This window comes from Clostridium grantii DSM 8605 (genome assembly GCF_900129965.1).
Classification (GTDB): domain Bacteria; phylum Bacillota; class Clostridia; order Clostridiales; family Clostridiaceae; genus Clostridium_AF; species Clostridium_AF grantii.
Genome location: NZ_FQXM01000016.1, coordinates 35,320 through 54,904 on the forward strand (window position 1 = coordinate 35,320; position 19,585 = coordinate 54,904).

A 19,585-nucleotide genomic window follows, 5' to 3' on the forward strand; every position below is an offset into this window, starting at 1 on the left:
TAATCAAAGTTATCAGGAGGGTTTACTTATGAGTAAAAAAGAAAGTGCAGCAACTAAGAGAGCAAAAGAAAGAAATTATTATCGTGGACCAGAGTGGTTTTGTGAATTTAAATACTCAGAAATAAAGGGTCTTGAAGCTGAGAAAAATATCCATCGTAGAGACCCAAGTAGCGTTTTGCTTGTAGATGGTAAGTATTATACTTGGTATACCAAATCAGAGGGATCTCATGTTGGATTTGGAACTGGGGATTACGAAGCTAAAGTTTTTCCTTGGGATTTATCTGAAATATGGTATGCTACATCAGAAGATGGTTATACTTGGAAAGAACAAGGACTTGCAGTAGGTAGAGGAGAAAAAGGTAGATATGATGATAGAAGCGTTTTTACTCCAGAAGTCCTACAACATGAAGGAAAATTTTATTTAGTTTATCAAACAGTACAATTTCCTTATGTAGTGAGAGCTTATGAAAATGTGGCTATTGCAGTAGCTAATTCCCCAGAAGGACCATGGGAAAAATCAGAAGAGCCTATTCTAACTCCAACTAAAGATGGTGAGTGGTTAGGAGAAGAAGATAATAGATTTTTAGTTAAAAAGAAGGGCGGATTTGATAGCCACAAAGTGCATGATCCATGTTTATTCTTCTATAATAATAAATTCTACCTTTATTATAAAGGGGAGCCTATGGGAGAAGAACTTTATATGGGAGGTCGTGAAACTAAGTGGGGCGTAGCTATATCAGATAGCCCAACAGGTCCATATGTAAGATCAGAGTATAACCCTGTTACTAATAGTGGTCATGAAACATATTTGTGGAAATATAAAGGTGGTATGGCAGCATTATTATCAACGGATGGTGTTGAAAAACATACTGTACAATTTGCAGAAGATGGTATTAATTTCGAAATAATGTCAGTTCTTAAAAATGCACCGGAAGCTTCAGGTCCTTTTAGAGTTGAAGATGACACTGACCCTTTGTGTGGTCTTAGATGGGGATTGTCTCATCAAGTTCATAATGAGTGGAACTATATAACTAGATATGATATAGATGTTAATCAGAAAAAAAATTATTTGGGCAAAAGAACTTATGAATAAATTATAAAATTAAAATATTGAGTATTAATAGAAACATATATAGTATAAAAACATGATGACAATATTTGGTAATCCCAAGTAGGATAGTGCTTTTATCTATATATGTTTTTTGTGGAAAATTAATATACCATATGTTACAAGGAGAGAGACTTATGCAAGGAAAACAATATGATTTTAATAAGAATTGGAAATTTTATCTTGGAGATTTAGAAGATGGGGCTTCAAATGAACTAGATGATTTAAATTGGAGACCATTAAATGTACCACATGACTGGAGTGTGGAGTTTTCATTTGATGAAAATAAAGGAGAAGGATGTACAGGATATCTTTTAGGAGGAATAGGTTGGTATCGTAAATCTTTCATCATGTCTGAAGAAACAAAAGAAAACATTACATATATATGCTTTGATGGTATTTATAATAATGCTGAAATTTACGTTAATGGAGAAATGGTAGGAGATCATCCATACGGATATGCACCTATTTATTATGATATAAGTAAGTATCTTAAATCACCAGGAGAAAAAAATATTATTTCTGTGAAGGTGGACCATAGCCATTATGCAGATAGTCGATGGTATACAGGGTCAGGTATTTATCGTAAAGTGGATTTAGTTGTGGTAGATAAACTTCATATACCAATCTGGGGTACCTTTATTACTGCTGATGAAATCAATGAAGAGTCTGCAAGAGTAAATATGAAAGTTACTGTTGAAAATAGATATAATGAAGATAAAGACTTTTCAATTTCTACTAAAATAATTTCTCCTTCAGGGAAAGAAATAATTAATAGTTGTCAATCACAAAATATAAAAGCTAATGAAGAACAATATATTGAACAAAGCTTTAAAGTAGATAATCCAAAATTATGGGATATAAATAGTCCTTTGATGTATACAGCAGTTACGGCTATTCGTAGTCATGGAAACTTGATTCAAGAGTATAAAACGCCTTTTGGAATTCGTTCAATAGAATTTGATTCAAACAAAGGATTTTATTTAAATGGAAGAAGAGTACCTATAAAAGGAGTGTGTTTACATCATGATGGAGGACTTGTGGGAGCAGCGGTACCTGCAGGAGTATGGCGTAGACGATTAAAAAAACTTAAAGAGGCAGGCTGTAACGCAATAAGATCAGCTCATAATCCTTGCTCAGAGGAATTTCTTAATCTTTGTGATGAAATGGGATTTCTTCTTCAGGTTGAATTTTATGATGAATGGGATAATCCAAAAGATAAGAGATTAAATATGGAAGAAAAAGGTAAGGATTATATAACTAGTGGTCATGCAGAACATTTTCAACAATGGGCAGAGAAAGATTTAAAGGCTACTATGCTTAGAGATAGAAATCATCCATGTGTGTTTCAATGGAGTATTGGAAATGAAATTGAGTGGACATATCCTAAAAATAAAGAAGCAACTGGATATTTTGGCGCAGAAGCTAATGGAAATTATTTCTGGGAATTACCTCCATATAATCGAGAAAAAATACGAGATAATTATTATAAATTACCTAAAGAAAAATATGAGATTGGCGATACAGCTAGAAAATTAGCTGACTGGACCCGTGAAATGGACACAACGCGTCCAGTCATAGCTAATTGTATATTGCCTAGTGCTAGCTATGAATCAGGATATGCAGATGTACTAGATGTTGTTGGATATAGTTATAGGCAAGTAGTGTATGATTATGGACATAAGTATTATCCAGAAAAGCCTATTATGAGTACTGAAAGTGTAGGTCAATGGCAAGAATGGAAACAAGTCATTGAAAGAGAATTTGTTGCAGGGATGTTTATTTGGACAGGTATTGATTATATGGGAGAAGCAAATAATCAATGGCCTAATAAAGGTTTGAGTTGTGGAATGATTGATTTTGCAGGATTTGATAAACATTCATTTCATATGATGAAAACATTGTGGCAAGATGAACCTCATGTTTATTTAACTTCTCAAAATATAGAAGAATCTATTTATGAAATTGATGAATCTAAAGAAGTAGTGGATAAAGATAAGGATGGGTGGAAAAAAAGGCTTTGGGCATGGCATAATATGAACAGACATTGGAATTATGATAATGAAAAACAAATTGTAGTTGAGGTTTATTCTAATTGTCCAATGGTTGAACTTCTTTTAAATGGAAAGTCAATGGGAAAAAAATATTTAAAGGATTTTGAGGATAGAATTTATAAATGGGTTGTTCCATTTAATAAAGGTACTATAACTGCTAGAGGAAGTATGAATGGGGAAATAGTAATTGATGAAATTGTAACATCAGGAAAGCCAGCAGGTATTTTATTGACTATTGATAAAAAACAACTTATAGCTGATGGAACAGATGTTGTTCATGTGGTGGCACAGTTAGTTGATAAAGATGATATTCCTGTTTATAATAAAGAAAAAGAAATAAAATTTAATGTAAAAGGTGAATGCAGAGTACTTGGGGTTGATAATGGAGCAAGTAGCAATGTACAGGATTATCAAGCTACAACAATTACCACAAATAAGGGAAGATGTTTATTGATTTTACAGTCAACAGAAGTGAAAGGAAACATTGAGGTAACAGCAGAGTCATGTGATTTTAAAAGCGAAACATTTAAAATTTCTGTAGTTGAATAGTATTTTATTAGAATAAAAAGGAGTTGCAAAATAAACGCTATTCTATCCTTACTGCTTGTTTGAATTTTAAATACAAGTTGTTTATAAGCATAGCTGAATTAAGTAAAAGTATCCTCTTCAATTGAAGGGGATTTTTTTTGATTAAAAAATTAGAAACATTTTTATGAAAATATTATTTGCTTGGGGAATCCAATATTGTTAATTATAAATTTTTAATATAAACTAAAGTCAAGGAATAATAAAAACTAGTTATTATATAATGTAAAATTATTGTGAATTTATAGTATAAAACAATACAAGGAGTGATTTTATGAAGATTATGAAGTTCAATGGTGATAAACTTATAATTGGGAAAAAATCTTTAGATTATATTAAACAGATTGAGGGAAAAAAGATTTTCATTGTTACAGGTGGAAAATCCATGTTTAATAATGGAACTATGGATAGAATTAAAATCATGCTAAATGATGCTGGCAAGGAATATTTAATTATGTCAGGTATAAAGAAAAACCCTGATACTGAAATTGTTTATAAAGGTATTAGTGAGATGAATAAATTTAAACCGGATACTGTGCTTGCAATAGGTGGTGGGTCACCTATAGATGCAGCAAAAGTTATGGCTTTATTTTATGAATATCCGGAGATTAATTTTGATAATGTATTAGAACAATCTTTGCCAGAACAAAGAAAAAATATTAAGTTTATAGCTATTCCAACAACCTCTGGTACAGCTACAGAGGTTACTAAGGCAGCTGTCATTACTTTTAAAAAAGACAATATAAAAATTGGATTAAAGTCACCAGCTTTTATTCCTGATATAGCGATATTAGATGCTGAACTTACAATGTCAATGCCAGATAACATAGTGGCAGAAACTGGAATGGATGCTATAACTCATGCTTTAGAATGTTATATAAATTATAATTTAGATGACTATACAGAATGTTTAGCCAAAGGTGCAGTAGAAGGATTATTTAAGTATTTGCTTATATCATATAAAGAAAAAACAATTGAAAGTCGTGAAAAAGTTCATAACTATCAAAGTATGGCAGGAATGGCTTTTCATAATGTTGGATTAGGAATGGCCCATGGAATTTCTCATGCTTTTGGTGGAAAATATGATTTAGGGCATGGACTAACAAACGGAATAGCCTTACCATATGTTCTTGAATACAATTCAAGGGATACTATAGTAAAAGATAAACTTAATTATTTATCAAAAGCAATTGGGGTAGGGAATATAATTGAAGAGATTAAAAGGCTGAATCAAGAATTGAATATACCTAAATCTTTTAAAGCAGCAGGCATTAGCACAAAGGATTTTTATAAAGATTTTGATGAGTTGGTGGAAAATTCCTTGAAAGGTTCTACTATGGGTAATCCTGTAAAGGTGAGTAAAAAGGATATGGAAGATATTTTAGTGAATATTTTTGAGGGATAGTATCTTTTGATTTGACTCTACTCAATAGCTATGTTATAATCACTAAAAGAATTAAATATAGAAACCTTTAAATTTGGTCCAGAGAGTCCGAGAAGGAAAATAATAATCCACAAAATTACGGTATAATTCCGTAAAATTATAGGATAATAATACCTTCTCATGAGAGAAGGTTTTTTGTTTATAAAAAAAGATTTTTTATTAAGAGAATCTTACATACATAATAGTTCATTTAAAATATGATTCCCTTTAAATTAGTACAGAGAGACTGAAAAGGAGGTAGGAAAATGTTAAAAGGTAGAAATTTGATTGATCCAATGGATTTTTCTTTAAAGGAGTTAGAAGAGGTATTTCAATTAGCGGATAGCATTATTGAAAATCCACAACAATATTCAGAGGTGGCAAAAGGCAAAATATTAGCTACACTTTTTTATGAACCAAGTACAAGAACTAGATTAAGCTTTGAAGCAGCAATGTTAAGACTTGGAGGTCAAGTATTAGGGTTTTCAGATGCAAATTCCAGCTCCGTTTCAAAAGGAGAATCAGTGGCCGATACAATTAGAACAATTTCATGTTATGCAGATGTTGCAGCTATGAGACATCCAAAAGAAGGCTCCGCAATGGTGGCTTCAATATATTCTACAATCCCGGTAATTAATGCAGGTGATGGAGGACATCAACATCCTACTCAAACATTAACAGATCTATTAACAATTCGAAGAACAAAAGGTGATTTTACCAATAATGTGATTGCTATATGTGGTGATTTAAAATTTGGTAGAACAGTTCATTCCTTAGTAAAAGCACTTTCAAGATATAAAAATAATAAATTTCTTTTGGTATCACCAAATGAATTAAGAATTCCAGATTACATAAAAAAAGAAGTATTAGAAAAAAATAATATAGAGTTTGTTGAATTAGAAAAATTAGAAGATGCTATGCAAGAAGCAGATATTTTATATATGACAAGAGTTCAAAAAGAAAGATTCTTTAATGAAGATGATTATGTAAGATTAAAAGATAGATATATTCTGAATAAAGAAATGATGGATCTAGCCAAAAAAGATATGATAGTATTACATCCGCTACCAAGAGTAAATGAAATCTCTTATGAAGTTGACAATGATGAAAGAGCTATATACTTCCAGCAAGCTAAATATGGAATGTATGTAAGAATGGCATTGATGGCTAAGTTAATGGGGGTGTGTGAGTAATGCTAAATATAGATAGTATAAAGAATGGAATAGTTATTGACCATATCAAGTCTGGAAGAGGTATAGAAATATTTAATTTCTTAGGATTACAGAAAGCAGAATACTCAGTGGCTTTAATTATGAATGTTCAAAGTAAAATGCACGAAAGAAAAGACATAATTAAAATAGAAAATAAAATTGATTTAAACCTGGATGTTTTAGGATTAATTGATTCAAATATTACAGTTAATATTATAGAAAATGAAAAAATTTCTAATAAAATAAAGTTGAAACTTCCAGAAAGAGTAGAGAACGTAATTAAGTGTCAGAATCCAAGATGTATAACTTCTATAGAAAGCAATGTTCCAAATAAATTTTATTTAGTTAATAGGGAAGATAAAGAATATAGATGTAAGTATTGTGATGAATTATATGAATTTTATCATGAGGGAGATATTTAATGGAGCTACTTATTAAAAATGTTAGGATAGTAGATTGGAACAAGGATTTTATTGGAGATGTTTATATAAAAAATGGAATTATAAATCAGGTTTCAGAAAATATTAATGTGGATTGTGAGATCATAAATGGTGAAGAAAAAACATTAATGCCTTCTTTTGTGGATTTACATGCACACTTTAGAGAACCTGGATTTACTTATAAAGAAGATATTGAATCAGGGTCTGAAGCAGCAGTCAAAGGTGGATATACTGCATTAAATTTAATGGCTAACACAAAGCCAGTATGTTCTAGCATGGAAACAGTTGAATATGTGTTAGATAAAGCGGAGCAAATAGGACTTGCAACTCTACATCAAACTGTATCTATAACAAAAGATTTAGATGGTAAAGATATTTCACATCTAGATAGTATAGATAAAAAGGTAAGATTTATATCGGATGATGGTAAGGGTGTTGAAGATAATTATATAATGTTGAAGGCTATGAATAAAGCTAAAGAAAAAGATTTAATTCTTATATCTCATGCAGAAGCAGGAGATTTGAGCAAAGTTGATATGAGACTTGCGGAAAATTTCATGACCTGGAGAGATGTAGAGCTTGCAAAATATACTGGATGCCATCTTCATATGGCTCATGTAAGTACAAAAGAGGCAATGGAATATATAATAGAAGCAAAAGATAAAGGGCACAATATTACTTGTGAGATAACACCACATCATATAGCTTTAAGTGAAAATTTAAATTATAGAGTTAATCCGCCAATAAGAGGAAAAGATGATATAGATTTCTTAATTAAAGCAATAAAGAATGGATATGTGGATGCTATAGCAACAGACCATGCACCTCATTCAGAAGAAGATAAAAAAAATGGGGCACCGGGGATTTCAGGAATAGAAACTTCCTTCGCAGCCTGTTATACAAAGTTAGTGAAAGCAAAGCATATTAGTTTAAGTAAACTTTCTGAGATAATGTCAAAATCACCGGCCAGTATAATGAATTTAAATATTGGAGCAATAGAACAAGGATATAAAGCAGATTTAGTTCTTGTAGATTTAGAAAAAAGTTATGAGATAGATTCGGAAAAATTTATTTCTAAAGGTAAAAATACACCTTTTAATGGAATGAACGTGCAGGGAGAAATATTACTTACATTAAAAGAAGGTAAAAAAGTTTTCGAAAAATAGAGTTGAGGGGGATAAAAAAATGATTATAGATAAATTATATAAAGCTGTAGAAGAAAAAGGACATGTATGCGTAGGACTTGATACAGATTTAGATTATATACCAAAACAATTTTCAGATAAATTTAATTCAATAGAAGATAAGTTGTTTAATTTTAATAAAGAAATAATAGACGCTACTGAAGACGTAGCATCATGTTTTAAAGTTCAAATAGCATATTATGAATCTTATGGAATTCAAGGATTACTAGCATACAAAAGAACGTTAGAGTATTTAAGAGAAAAAAATAATATTATTATTGCAGATGTAAAAAGAGGAGATATTGCAAAAACAGCTGAGATGTATGCAAAAGCTCATTTTACAGGGGAATTTGAAAGCGACTTTATGACAATAAACCCTTATATGGGCATGGATAGTATAGAACCGTTTATGCCATATCTTAAAAATAATGAAAAAGGACTGTTTGTATTAGTTAGAACTTCCAATAAAGGGGCTTCAGATTTTGAAACTATACAAAATAAAGAAGGAAAATTTGTTCATGATATAGTAGGAGAAAAGATTGAAAGTCTTGGAAAAGATGCTATGGGTGAATGCGGATATAGTGCTATTGGTGGAGTAATAGGATGTACAGAAGCAGAAGATGGAATAAGGATTAGAAAAGAATTAAAGAATACTTTCTTCTTAATTCCAGGATATGGTGCACAAGGTGGGGGTGCGAAGGAAGCAGCCATTTACCTTAAAGACGGAAATGGTGGGGTTGTAAATTCTTCAAGAGGAATATTGCTTGCTTACAAAAAAGTTGAAAATGGGGAAGAAAATTTTGCATTGCATGCAAGAAACGAAGCCATTGAAATGAGAGATGCCATCAGAAAATGCTCAAAGGAGAGAATTTAATGATTTGTTCATCAGAAAAAGTAATAGAAAATAAACTAATTTCAGAAGATATTTATTTAATGAAAATTAAAGGGGAATTTCAAGGGGCTCCTGGTCAATTTTATATGATTAAGTCTTGGGATAATGAATTGATTTTGCCTAGGCCAATAAGTATTTTTGATATAGACGAAGAAGGAATAAGTTTTTTATACCAATTAAAAGGTAAGGGAACAAAATTAATGAGTGAAGTAAATGTAGGGGAAAGAGTTCAGATAATGGGCCCCTTAGGAAATACATTTAATAAAGAGGCTAAAGGGAAAATAGCTATAGTAGGTGGCGGAATTGGTGTAGCACCTATGGTTTATCTTGCAAAAGAATTAAAAGCAGAAAAAGTAGATTTTTATGCAGGATTTAAAAATGTGGACTATTCTGTGGAAACTGTGGAAAAATATGTTAATAAAATAATTTTATCCACAGAAACAGGAGAAAAAGGAAAAAAAGGTTTTATCACAGAATACTTAAAACCAGAAGAATATGACCTTGTTTTATGTTGTGGACCTGAAATAATGATGAAAAAGGTTGTAGACATGTGTAATAAAGTTTCAACAAAGGTTTTTGTGTCAATGGAAAAAAGAATGGCTTGTGGAATAGGTGCTTGTCTTGTTTGTACTTGTAAAACTACTGAGGGAAATAAAAGAACTTGTAAAGATGGCCCAGTATTTGATGGAAAGGATCTGATTTTTAATGACTAAAGTTGATTTATGTGGAGTTAAATTAAAAAATCCAGTAATAGCTGCATCGGGAACTTTCGGTTTTGGAGAAGAGTACAATGAACTTTATCCAGTATCAAAACTAGGAGGTATTTCTACTAAAGGATTGACTATTAACAAAAAACAGGGAAATGACGGCATTAGAGTATTTGAAACTAAAAGCGGAATGATGAATAGTGTTGGACTTCAAAATCCAGGGGTACAGCATTTTATAAGTAATGAACTTATTACAATGAAAAAACTAGGAACAACAATAATTGCAAATTTAGGTGGAGGGTCATTAGAGGATTATTTAAACGGAATAGATTTATTGAATAATACTGATGTGGATATTATTGAATTAAATATATCTTGTCCTAATGTAAAACATGGAGGTATGGCATTTGGAATAAAATCCAAGGTAGCCTACGAAGCAGTGTCAGAGGTGAGAAAGATTTGTAGAAAACCTTTGATGGTCAAATTGTCACCTAATGCAGAAGATATAATAGATATGGCTGTAAAATGTTGTGAAGCAGGAGCAGACTCTTTATCTTTGGTAAATACTTTTAATGCTATGGCAATAGATATAAAAACAAGAAAGCCTATATTTAACAACTTAACAGCGGGGCTATCAGGCCCAGCAATAAAACCAATAGCATTAAGAATGGTATATCAGGTATGTAAGAATGTTAATGTGCCTGTAGTAGGTATAGGGGGGATTTCTACGTCAGAAGATGCTATAGAATTTATAATGGCCGGAGCTACAGCAATTCAAGTAGGAACAGCAAATTTCACAAATCCTTTTATAGCTTTAGAAATAGTTGAAGGAATAGAAAAATTTATGATAGAAGAAGGAATAAAGAACTTATCAGAAATAAAAGGGATCATATAAAAAATTGGGGGTAATAATAATGGAAAATGTTAATGTATATGAAATATTAAAAGATGTAGAGGCTTTATTAGAAGGACATTTCTTGTTATCATCTGGAAGACACAGTAATAGATATTGTCAATGCGCTAAATTACTTCAATACCCAGATAAAGCAGAAAAAGTAGTTTCTGTTATTAAAGATAAACTTAAGGATGTAGATTTTGATTTGGTAGTAGGGCCTGCTATGGGTGGAATAGTAGTTGCTTATGAAGTAGGAAGACAAGTAGGAAAACCAGCTATTTTCACAGAAAGAGTAGATGGAAAGATGGCTCTTAGAAGAGGTTTTGAAATCAAAAAGGGTCAAAAAATTATTATTAGTGAGGATGTAGTAACTACAGGAAAATCTTCTTTGGAAACCGTTGAAGTTCTTGAAGCTTTAGGGGGAGAGGTTGTAGGAATATGCTGTTTAGTAGATAGAAAAAGTAGCTCTATAGATTTACCAATATACAGTGCTATAGCAATAGATGTAGAAAGTTATGAAAAAGATAATTGTCCTTTATGTAAAGAAGGGATTGAATATGTTAAGCCAGGAAGCAGAGCTATTAAGTAATTGCTCTGCTTTATAATGAAAATTGATTTATTGACAAAAGAAAAAATAAATGATAATCTATGTATAAATATAAAAATTAATGTATAAATATAAAAAATATTTATTGTTCAATGAATCCCCAAATGAGGAGGTTACTAAATGAAAGCTGTTTTATATCTAGAAGACGGGACATTATTTGAAGGTGAAGGTTTTGGGAGTGAGGGAACTACTGTTGGAGAAATTGTATTTAATACATCTATGACAGGGTACCAAGAAATCTTAACAGATCCATCTTATGCAGGGCAAATAGTTAATATGACTTATCCACTGATAGGTAACTATGGTGTTAATATAGAAGAAAATGAATCTAAAAGCATCCATGCAAGAGGGTTTATTGTGAAATCTATTTGTAAAAATCCATCTAATTATAAGAGCGAGAAATCTTTACATAATTTTCTTGAGGAAAATAATATAGTGGGTATTGCAAATGTGGATACAAGAAAAATTACAAGAAAAATAAGAACAGCAGGGACAATGAGATGTGTAATATCAACTGAATCAAAGTCAATTATTGAACTTGCTCAAATTATAGATGCTCATGAAATAAGTAAAGAATTAGTTAAAGAGGTTAGTGTTAAAGAGCCTCTTAGAATTAAAGGTGAAGGCTTAAAAGTTGCGGTGATGGATTTTGGAGCTAAAAACAATATAATTGAAAATTTAAAATTAAGAGAATGTGATATAACCATTTTCCCATATGATACAAAATTTGAGGAAATTCAAGCTATAAAACCAGATGGGGTTATGTTAACTAATGGACCAGGAGACCCAAAAGATATTATTGAAGTTACAAAAGAAATAAAAAAAGTAATAGAAGTATATCCTACATTTGGGATTTGTTTGGGACATCAATTGATGGCTTTAACTTTGGGTGGAGATACTTATAAAATGAAGTTTGGTCATAGAGGTGGAAATCATGGTATTTTAGATTTAGATAGAGATAAAGCATTTATAACATCTCAAAATCATGGATATGCAGTATGTGAAGATAGTTTAAAGGGAAAAGACATTAAAATAACTCATATAAATTTAAATGATAATACTATAGAAGGTATAAAACACACTGAATTACCAGTGTTTTCAGTTCAATTCCATCCAGAAGGTGCACCGGGACCTATTGATACAACTTATTTGTTTGACAAATTTATTGAGAGCATGAGATAAAAAGAAGGGGAGTGAAGATATGCCATTAGATAAAACCTTAAAAAAAGTTATTATACTTGGATCTGGACCAATAATTATAGGGCAGGCAGCGGAATTTGATTATTCAGGCACACAGGCTTGTAAGGCAATAAGAGAAGAAGGTATAGAAACTATATTGGTAAATTCAAATCCAGCAACTATAATGACAGATTTTCAGATTGCAGATAAAGTTTATATAGAGCCATTAACAGTTCCTTGTTTAGAAAGAATAATTGAAAAAGAAAAACCAGATGGAATATTGGCTGGTTTTGGAGGACAGACAGCATTAAACCTTGCTATGGAAATGGGTAAGCTAGGAATTTTAGAAAAGCATAATGTGAAGTTATTAGGTATCAATAGTGAAGCTATTATTAAAGCTGAAGATAGAGATGAATTCAAAAAATTGATGATAGAGATAGATGAGCCTATACCGCAGAGTACTATTGCTACCAACATTGAGCAATGTAGAGAGTTTGTAAATGAAACAGGATTGCCTATTATTATTAGACCAGCCTATACATTAGGTGGAACAGGTGGAGGAATTGCTGAAACGCTAGAAGAATATGAAGAAATTTGTGAAATGGGATTGATGATGAGTCCAATTAATCAAATTTTATTAGAGAGAAGTGTAGCAGGCTGGAAAGAACTTGAATATGAAGTTATGAGAGATGCAAAAGATAATTGTATTATAGTATGTAACATGGAGAATATTGATCCTGTAGGAGTTCATACTGGGGATAGTATAGTTGTAGTTCCTTCTCAAACTTTAAGAGATACAGAGTATCATATGCTAAGAAATTCTGCACTTAAAATTATTAGAAGTTTAAAAATAGAGGGTGGATGTAACATTCAGTTTGCTTTAAATCCATACTCAAGTGAATATATAGTTATTGAAGTTAATCCAAGGGTTAGCCGTTCATCAGCTCTTGCATCAAAAGCAGCAGGATATCCTATTTCTAAAATAGCAGCTAAAATAGCTATAGGGTATAGTTTGGATGAATTAAAAAATTATGTTACCAAGAATTCAAGTGCTTGTTTTGAGCCAACCTTGGATTATATAGTAGTAAAAATGCCTAAGTGGCCTTTCGATAAATTTACTACTGCTGAGAGAAAGCTAGGCACTCAAATGAAGGCTACAGGAGAAGTTATGGCTATTGACAGAAACTTTGAAAGTGCACTTTTGAAAGCTATAACTTGCTTGGAAGGTAATTTGATTGGATTAAAGTTAGATAAGCTTAGCGATTTAAATGAAGAAGAATTAATTGCAAAAATAAAAAAACAAGATGATGAGAGAATATTTGCTATAGCCGAGGCAATAAGAAGAGACATTACTTTAGAGCAGATTCATAAAATAACAAAAATAGATATGTGGTTTTTAAATGGTATAAACAACATTGTTAGTGTTGAGAAAAGACTAAAAAGCAAGTTTGTTGATGATGAACTTATAGCTGAAGCTTGTAGTTTAGGTTTAACTAATGAACAAATTAGTTCCCTTTCTAATATCAGTGAGGATAAAATAGAAATTTTTAGAAGACTTAAAAATATTTATCCTGTATATAAAATTGTTGATACCTGTAGTGGTGAATTTGAAGCAGAAACACCATATTACTACTCTTGTTATGATGAGGAAGAAGAAAATGTGATTTCTGATAAAGAGAAAATAATGGTTATAGGTTCAGGGCCTATTAGAATAGGTCAAGGAATTGAATTTGATTATAGTTGCGTTCATGGAGCTTGGGCAATTAAAGAAGCGGGATATGAGTCTATTATGATGAATAACAATCCGGAAACTGTAAGTACTGATTTCGATACTGCTGACAAATTATATTTTGAATCTTTAAATATTGATGATGTAATGAATGTAGTATATAAGGAAAAACCTAAAGGCGTTGTTCTTCAATTTGGAGGGCAAACCTCAATTAATTTAGCAGAAAAATTACATGCTAGAGGGGTTAATATTCTAGGAACGGGGTATGAGGCAATAGATTTAGCAGAAAATAGAGAGAAGTTTAGAGATCTATTAGAAAGTATTAATGTTAAATCACCTTCTGGTGAGGCTGTAACTTCCATTGAAGGAGCATTTAAAGTTGTAGAAAAATTAGGATATCCTGTATTAGTTAGACCTTCATATGTTATTGGTGGAAGAGGCATGGAAGTAGTATATGATGATGTTTCATTAAAAAGATATATAAGTGAAGCAGTAGATGCATCTACGGATCAACCTATTCTTATAGATAAATACGTACAAGGTACTGAAATAGAAGTAGATTGCTTATGTGATGGTAAGGATATATTAATACCAGGAATAATGGAACATGTTGAGAGAACAGGAGTACATTCAGGAGATAGTATAACCGTATATCCGACTATGACTTTACCGGAAGAAGTGCTTGAAAAATTAGTGGAGATTACTGAGAAGATTGGTAAAGCCTTAAATATTATGGGTTTGATGAATATTCAATATGTATATGATGGAGAGGAAATTTATGTAATAGAGGTAAATCCGAGAGCATCTAGAACAGTTCCAATACTAAGTAAAGTTACAGCTGTGCCTATGGTGAAAATTGCCGTAGATATAATGCTTGGCAAGAGTTTAGAAGAGCTGGGATATGGTATAGGGTTATTGAAGGATAGTAAATTATATGCGGCTAAATTCCCTGTATTCTCCAATGAAAAATTGTCAAATGTAGATACTTACTTAGGGCCAGAAATGAAATCAACTGGAGAAGTCCTGGGAATAGATAAAGATTTAGATGCGGCTATTTATAAAGGTTTTTTAGCATCAGGAATGAAGTTTAATTTAGAAGGTTCACTATATGTAGCTATTAAAGATGTAGATAAAGAAGAAGCTACTCATACTATAAGAGAGTTTCATGAACAAGGCTTTAATATATTTGCATCTAAAGGAACAGCTGAAAAATTAAAAGAAGAAAAAATTCCATGTGAAATTCTAGATAAAGAAGAATTATTTAATAATATTGCAGATAAACAAATTAGCCTTATTTTAAATACTCCTACAAAAGGAAATATAGTAGGAACTGATGGTTTTATGATTAGAAGAAAAGCTTCAGAAAATAGAATTCCAGTTTTCACATGTATAGATACAGCTAATCTATATCTAAGAACCATAAATTTCTTGAAGGAAGAAAATACAATAGATTTTTATGCATTAAACAGCTATTTCTAAGGTATTATGTCTTAATCAACAAAAAAAATAAATTTTTATTAAAAAAGTCCTTGAAATTTTGAATTTTCAAGGATTTTTTTGTATAATAAGATTAGTGTATTTAAATTTCACAACTAAGATTATTTTATTCATATATATGAAAGAATAATATTTATAAAATAGATGATTAGTTTTATAATGAGTTTCATTAATAAAATGTTAAGTGGGAGGATTCTATGGCTAAACCTAGTATATTTAGTAATAACTACGATAAAAAAATGAGAGAAAGAAAAAAAAGAAGAAAAACAATACTAACTTTAATTCTCATAGTATTAATATTGGGAGTTGCAATTTTTTTCGGAAATGAAAAATTCTCTAATACTATTTCGGGATTAATTAAACAAAATAGTACTGGCGATAACATAAAATTAGTTGAAGATGATGCAGCAATAACTGATGATGTAGTTTCTGAAGATGAAACTAAAGATGAAACTGAAGATGAAACTAAAAATATAGATCAAGATACTTCTATTGATGAAAAGGAAAATGCAACAGAGCTAACAGAAATGCTTGAGTTTAATTTACCCAGTGGAGATAAGGTAATAGCAACATTAGATATAAATAATGAAATAAAAACTTTTAATAATATACAGAGGGATAATAACCAATATACAATCAACCCATCAAAAGATAAAGCTGTAATTTTAGATGTCAAAACACAAAGTATTGTTTTACTTCAAATCGATGGTAGTGTAACTGATATTACTGATGAATCATACAAATCCTCTGGAGGAAAAGTTTATACCAAAGAGGCTATAATTGAAAGTAATCCTAATTATACATGGGTAACTTCACCTAAATTTATTAATGATGATAAATTAGCTTATGTTACACAATTACCATGGTTTAAAAGTGATGGGGATTTATATTTGTGGGAATACTCTATATCTAAAAAAAACTATATAAATAAAAATTATAAAGGAAAACAAATTGAGTTTGGAAATCTTACGGAAACAGGACTTGAAACTTATATAGATGGAAATATGAAAATTTTAAATTAATAGTTAAACTGAGATACCTATAAATAGGGAGTGATGAAAAATGAATATGGAAATAGGATTATCTTCCGCATGTTTTTATCCTAAAGTAGAAGTAGAAGATTCTATTCAACTAATGAAGAGACTAGGCTTTGATATAGGAGAATTATTTATTAACACTCCAAGTGAATTTGGTTTAGACTTTGGTAAAATTTTGAATGAAAACAAACAAAAATATGATTTCAAAATAAATTCTATTCATGGGTTCTCATCTTTCTTTGAACCATTAATTTTTAGTGAATATAAAAGAAGAAGCAAAGATATGATGGAAATATTCAAGAAATTATGTGTTTTAGGTAATTATGTGGGGGCAGATTCTTATACTTTTCATGGTATGAGATTAATGGATAGTGGAAGTATTTCAAAGAAATCAATTTTTGAGATTTATAATGAATTGGCTTATATAGCTAATGAATGTGGTATAAAATTTTCACAAGAGAATGTATCATGGTGTATGTCATCTAAATTAAGTTTTTTGGAAGAATTAAAAGAAAAGGTTAAATATCCATTAAACTTTACATTAGATATTAAGCAAGCTAATAAAGCGGGTACAAAAGTAGAGGAATATATAAAAATTATGGGAAATAAAATTTGCAATTTTCATATAAATGATTATGATGATGAAAATGTATGTTTATTACCAGGAAAGGGGAAGGTGGATTATATAAGCATAATTAACCAATTAAAGGAAATTGATTATAAAGGTATAGGTATAATCGAAGTTTATGGAGATAATTATAAAGAGTTTTCAGAGCTTGCAGAAAGTAAAAATCATTTAAATAGCTTATTTTATTAAAAAGCTTATTGTAAAAAATTCAGTTTAGTTTATAATAGGAATGTGGCAAAAATATTCATTTGTCACTATTATTATACTTTTATCTATGTTATAATGTTAAAAGTCTAAAATAGAAAGTTCGTGGAGTTGGAGGAATACTAGATGAATACTAAAGTAGAGCAATTAGAAGGTAATATTGTTAAATTAGAGATAACTGTAGAAAAAGAGGCTTTTAATGCAGCAATGCAAAAGGCATACAAGAAAAATCTTAAGAATTTTAATATTCCAGGATTTAGAAAAGGTAAAGTTCCAATGGCTATGGTAAAAAGATATTATGGTGAATCTTTTCTTTATGAAGATGCTATTAATTTTTGCTGTGATGATACATATCCAAAAGCTATTGAAGAAAACAGCATAAGCCCAGTTGATTATCCTAAAATCGACATTGTACAAATTGGAGAAGGAAAAGATCTTATATATACTGCAGAAGTAGTTGTAAAACCAGAAGTTAAATTGGGAGAATACAAAGGAATAGAAGTTAAAAAAGTATCTTACCCAGTAACTGATGAACTTATAGAAAATGAAATTAAAGCAATTCAAAACAAGAATGCTAGAGTAATTGACAACAATGAAAAAGAAGTAGAAAATGGAGATACAGCTGTTATTGACTTCAAAGGATTTGTTGATGGAGAAGCTTTTGCTGGTGGAGAAGGAAATGATTTTTCACTTGAAATAGGTTCAGGCTCATTCATTGATAACTTTGAAGAGCAACTTATAGGAGCTAAAGTTGGGGAAGAAAAAGAAGTAAATGTAACATTCCCAGAAAACTATGGTAGTGAAGAGTTAAATGGTAAGCCAGCTTTATTTAAAGTATCAGTTAAAGGAATCAAAACTAAAGAATTACCATCTTTAGATGATGAGTTTGCTCAAGATGTTTCAGAATTTGATACTTTTGAAGAATTTAAATCTGACTTAAGAACTAAGAAAGAAAAAGAAAATTCAGAAAAAGAAAAAGTTGAGTATGAAGCAGCAGCACTTGATTTAGTTACTGATAACTCAGAAGTAGATATTCCAGAAGTTATGGTAAAAGGTGAAATAGATGGTATGGTTAAAGATTTCGAAACAAGATTATCTTACCAAGGATTAGATTTAAAGACATACCTACAATACACTAATTCTAGTGAAGAAAAACTTAGAGAATTAATGAAAGAAAATGCTGAAAGAAAAGTAAAAACTGAGCTAGTATTAGAAGCTATTATAAAAGCAGAAAATATAGAAGCTACAGATGAAGAAATTAAAGCTAAAGCAGAAGAAATGGCTAAAAGATATACAGATGGCGATTCTGCAGCATTAGCAGAACAATTAATGGGTGCTCAAAAACACATGATGAGTATGCAAGTAGTGAATGAAAAAGTTATAGAATTAATAATCTCTAATGCTAAAGAGATAGCTTAAATTAAAAATCAAATAAAAATATATAAATAATTGCCAGAAAAAAATCTGGCAATTATTTTAAATTAGCTCCGTTATTGAAATAAATATGAGTTAAGTGAATTAAATTATAAATTTAGGTGATAATTTAAAAAAGTAGTGGTATAGTATAATTATAAATAGAGATAAAATATAATATTAAGGGAGGAGAAAAAAAATGAGTTTAGTACCAGTAGTTGTTGAACAAACAAATAGAGGAGAAAGATCATACGATATATATTCTAGATTGCTTAAAGATAGAATTATTTTCTTAGGTGAAGAAGTAAATGATGTTACAGCTGGATTAATAGTTGCACAATTATTATTTTTAGAAGCAGAAGATCCAGATAAAGATATATACCTTTATATTAATAGCCCAGGTGGCTCTATAACCTCAGGAATGGCTATATATGATACTATGCAATATATTAAGCCAGATGTATCTACAATTTGTATAGGAATGGCAGCTTCTATGGGAGCATTTCTATTATCAGCTGGAGCAAAGGGGAAAAGATTTGCTTTACCAAATAGTGAAATTATGATTCATCAGCCCTTAGGTGGTTTCAAAGGCCAAGCAACAGATATAGATATTCATGCTAAAAGAATTTTAAGAACTAAAGATAAATTAAATGAAATCTTAAGCAAAAACACAGGTAAACCATTAGAACAAATAAAGAAAGATGTTGAAAGAGACTATTTCATGGAAGCTTTCGAAGCAAAAGAATATGGTTTAATTGATGATGTTGTTGAGAGAAAGAAATAAATTTCCTA

General features: G+C 30.5%; 16 protein-coding genes. All 16 read left to right on the forward strand.

Going from position 1 to position 19,585, the window contains the following annotated elements; genetic code table 11:
- Positions 1-28: 28 nt before the first annotated feature.
- The 16 genes from BUB83_RS13620 (at position 29) to clpP (ending at position 19,577) form a co-directional block, all read left to right on the forward strand.
- Complete coding sequence (locus tag BUB83_RS13620) at positions 29-1,093, forward strand: glycoside hydrolase family 117 protein (protein ID WP_073339019.1); 1,065 nt, start codon at positions 29-31, stop codon at positions 1,091-1,093.
- Positions 1,094-1,245: 152 nt separating this feature from the next.
- Positions 1,246-3,711 carry a glycoside hydrolase family 2 TIM barrel-domain containing protein gene (locus BUB83_RS13625; RefSeq protein ID WP_159434091.1) on the forward strand — a complete coding sequence of 822 codons (2,466 nt, stop codon included), beginning with the start codon at positions 1,246-1,248 and terminating at the stop codon, positions 3,709-3,711.
- Positions 3,712-4,021: 310 nt separating this feature from the next.
- A complete protein-coding gene (locus BUB83_RS13630) occupies positions 4,022-5,152 on the forward strand; it encodes an iron-containing alcohol dehydrogenase (RefSeq protein WP_073339020.1) in 1,131 nt (376 codons plus the stop codon).
- 284 nt (positions 5,153-5,436) lie between these two features.
- The gene (pyrB, locus tag BUB83_RS13635; RefSeq protein WP_073339021.1) at positions 5,437-6,363 is read left to right on the forward strand and encodes an aspartate carbamoyltransferase; all 927 of its coding nucleotides are present in this window, start codon (positions 5,437-5,439) and stop codon (positions 6,361-6,363) included.
- Positions 6,363-6,803, forward strand: a complete 441-nt coding sequence (locus BUB83_RS13640; RefSeq protein ID WP_073339022.1) for an aspartate carbamoyltransferase regulatory subunit — start codon at positions 6,363-6,365, stop codon at positions 6,801-6,803. Before pyrB ends, BUB83_RS13640 begins: the two co-directional genes overlap by 1 nt.
- The gene (locus BUB83_RS13645) at positions 6,803-7,987 is read left to right on the forward strand and encodes a dihydroorotase (RefSeq protein WP_073339023.1); all 1,185 of its coding nucleotides are present in this window, start codon (positions 6,803-6,805) and stop codon (positions 7,985-7,987) included. Before BUB83_RS13640 ends, BUB83_RS13645 begins: the two co-directional genes overlap by 1 nt.
- A 19-nt stretch (positions 7,988-8,006) precedes the next feature.
- A complete protein-coding gene (gene pyrF / locus BUB83_RS13650) occupies positions 8,007-8,879 on the forward strand; it encodes an orotidine-5'-phosphate decarboxylase (protein ID WP_073339024.1) in 873 nt (290 codons plus the stop codon).
- Positions 8,879-9,610 carry a dihydroorotate dehydrogenase electron transfer subunit gene (locus BUB83_RS13655; protein WP_073339025.1) on the forward strand — a complete coding sequence of 244 codons (732 nt, stop codon included), beginning with the start codon at positions 8,879-8,881 and terminating at the stop codon, positions 9,608-9,610. Before pyrF ends, BUB83_RS13655 begins: the two co-directional genes overlap by 1 nt.
- Positions 9,603-10,499 (forward strand): dihydroorotate dehydrogenase, encoded by an 897-nt coding sequence (locus BUB83_RS13660; RefSeq protein WP_073339026.1) that lies wholly within the window; start codon positions 9,603-9,605, stop codon positions 10,497-10,499. The genes BUB83_RS13655 and BUB83_RS13660 overlap by 8 nt, the downstream gene beginning before the upstream one ends.
- Before the next feature lie 19 nt (positions 10,500-10,518).
- The gene (pyrE, locus tag BUB83_RS13665) at positions 10,519-11,088 is read left to right on the forward strand and encodes an orotate phosphoribosyltransferase (RefSeq protein ID WP_073339027.1); all 570 of its coding nucleotides are present in this window, start codon (positions 10,519-10,521) and stop codon (positions 11,086-11,088) included.
- A gap of 138 nt (positions 11,089-11,226) precedes the next feature.
- Entirely contained in the window at positions 11,227-12,288 is a 1,062-nt protein-coding gene (gene carA, locus BUB83_RS13670) for a glutamine-hydrolyzing carbamoyl-phosphate synthase small subunit (protein ID WP_073339028.1), read from the forward strand.
- A 19-nt stretch (positions 12,289-12,307) separates the two neighbouring features.
- A complete protein-coding gene (gene carB / locus BUB83_RS13675) occupies positions 12,308-15,493 on the forward strand; it encodes a carbamoyl-phosphate synthase (glutamine-hydrolyzing) large subunit (protein ID WP_073339029.1) in 3,186 nt (1,061 codons plus the stop codon).
- A gap of 215 nt (positions 15,494-15,708) precedes the next feature.
- Positions 15,709-16,533, forward strand: coding sequence for a hypothetical protein (locus tag BUB83_RS13680; RefSeq protein ID WP_073339030.1), 825 nt, complete (start codon positions 15,709-15,711; stop codon positions 16,531-16,533).
- 46 nt (positions 16,534-16,579) lie between these two features.
- Positions 16,580-17,365 (forward strand): sugar phosphate isomerase/epimerase family protein, encoded by a 786-nt coding sequence (locus BUB83_RS13685; RefSeq protein WP_073339074.1) that lies wholly within the window; start codon positions 16,580-16,582, stop codon positions 17,363-17,365.
- 141 nt (positions 17,366-17,506) lie between these two features.
- A complete protein-coding gene (tig, locus tag BUB83_RS13690) occupies positions 17,507-18,799 on the forward strand; it encodes a trigger factor (protein ID WP_073339031.1) in 1,293 nt (430 codons plus the stop codon).
- Between the two features lie 193 nt (positions 18,800-18,992).
- On the forward strand, positions 18,993-19,577 hold the full coding sequence (gene clpP, locus BUB83_RS13695) for an ATP-dependent Clp endopeptidase proteolytic subunit ClpP (RefSeq protein WP_073339032.1): 585 nt from the start codon (positions 18,993-18,995) through the stop codon (positions 19,575-19,577).
- The last annotated feature ends 8 nt before the right edge of the window (positions 19,578-19,585 follow it).

Excerpts from the sequence above, each read along its gene's own strand:
- BUB83_RS13620 (WP_073339019.1), top strand. The coding sequence starts at position 29 with ATGAGTAAAAAAGAAAGTGCAGCAACTAAGAGAGCAAAAGAAAGAAAT.
- BUB83_RS13625 (WP_159434091.1), top strand. The coding sequence starts at position 1,246 with ATGCAAGGAAAACAATATGATTTTAATAAGAATTGGAAATTTTATCTT.
- BUB83_RS13630 (WP_073339020.1), top strand. The coding sequence starts at position 4,022 with ATGAAGATTATGAAGTTCAATGGTGATAAACTTATAATTGGGAAAAAA.
- pyrB (WP_073339021.1), top strand. The coding sequence starts at position 5,437 with ATGTTAAAAGGTAGAAATTTGATTGATCCAATGGATTTTTCTTTAAAG.
- BUB83_RS13640 (WP_073339022.1), top strand. The coding sequence starts at position 6,363 with ATGCTAAATATAGATAGTATAAAGAATGGAATAGTTATTGACCATATC.
- BUB83_RS13645 (WP_073339023.1), top strand. The coding sequence starts at position 6,803 with ATGGAGCTACTTATTAAAAATGTTAGGATAGTAGATTGGAACAAGGAT.
- pyrF (WP_073339024.1), top strand. The coding sequence starts at position 8,007 with ATGATTATAGATAAATTATATAAAGCTGTAGAAGAAAAAGGACATGTA.
- BUB83_RS13655 (WP_073339025.1), top strand. The coding sequence starts at position 8,879 with ATGATTTGTTCATCAGAAAAAGTAATAGAAAATAAACTAATTTCAGAA.
- BUB83_RS13660 (WP_073339026.1), top strand. The coding sequence starts at position 9,603 with ATGACTAAAGTTGATTTATGTGGAGTTAAATTAAAAAATCCAGTAATA.
- pyrE (WP_073339027.1), top strand. The coding sequence starts at position 10,519 with ATGGAAAATGTTAATGTATATGAAATATTAAAAGATGTAGAGGCTTTA.
- carA (WP_073339028.1), top strand. The coding sequence starts at position 11,227 with ATGAAAGCTGTTTTATATCTAGAAGACGGGACATTATTTGAAGGTGAA.
- carB (WP_073339029.1), top strand. The coding sequence starts at position 12,308 with ATGCCATTAGATAAAACCTTAAAAAAAGTTATTATACTTGGATCTGGA.
- BUB83_RS13680 (WP_073339030.1), top strand. The coding sequence starts at position 15,709 with ATGGCTAAACCTAGTATATTTAGTAATAACTACGATAAAAAAATGAGA.
- BUB83_RS13685 (WP_073339074.1), top strand. The coding sequence starts at position 16,580 with ATGGAAATAGGATTATCTTCCGCATGTTTTTATCCTAAAGTAGAAGTA.
- tig (WP_073339031.1), top strand. The coding sequence starts at position 17,507 with ATGAATACTAAAGTAGAGCAATTAGAAGGTAATATTGTTAAATTAGAG.
- clpP (WP_073339032.1), top strand. The coding sequence starts at position 18,993 with ATGAGTTTAGTACCAGTAGTTGTTGAACAAACAAATAGAGGAGAAAGA.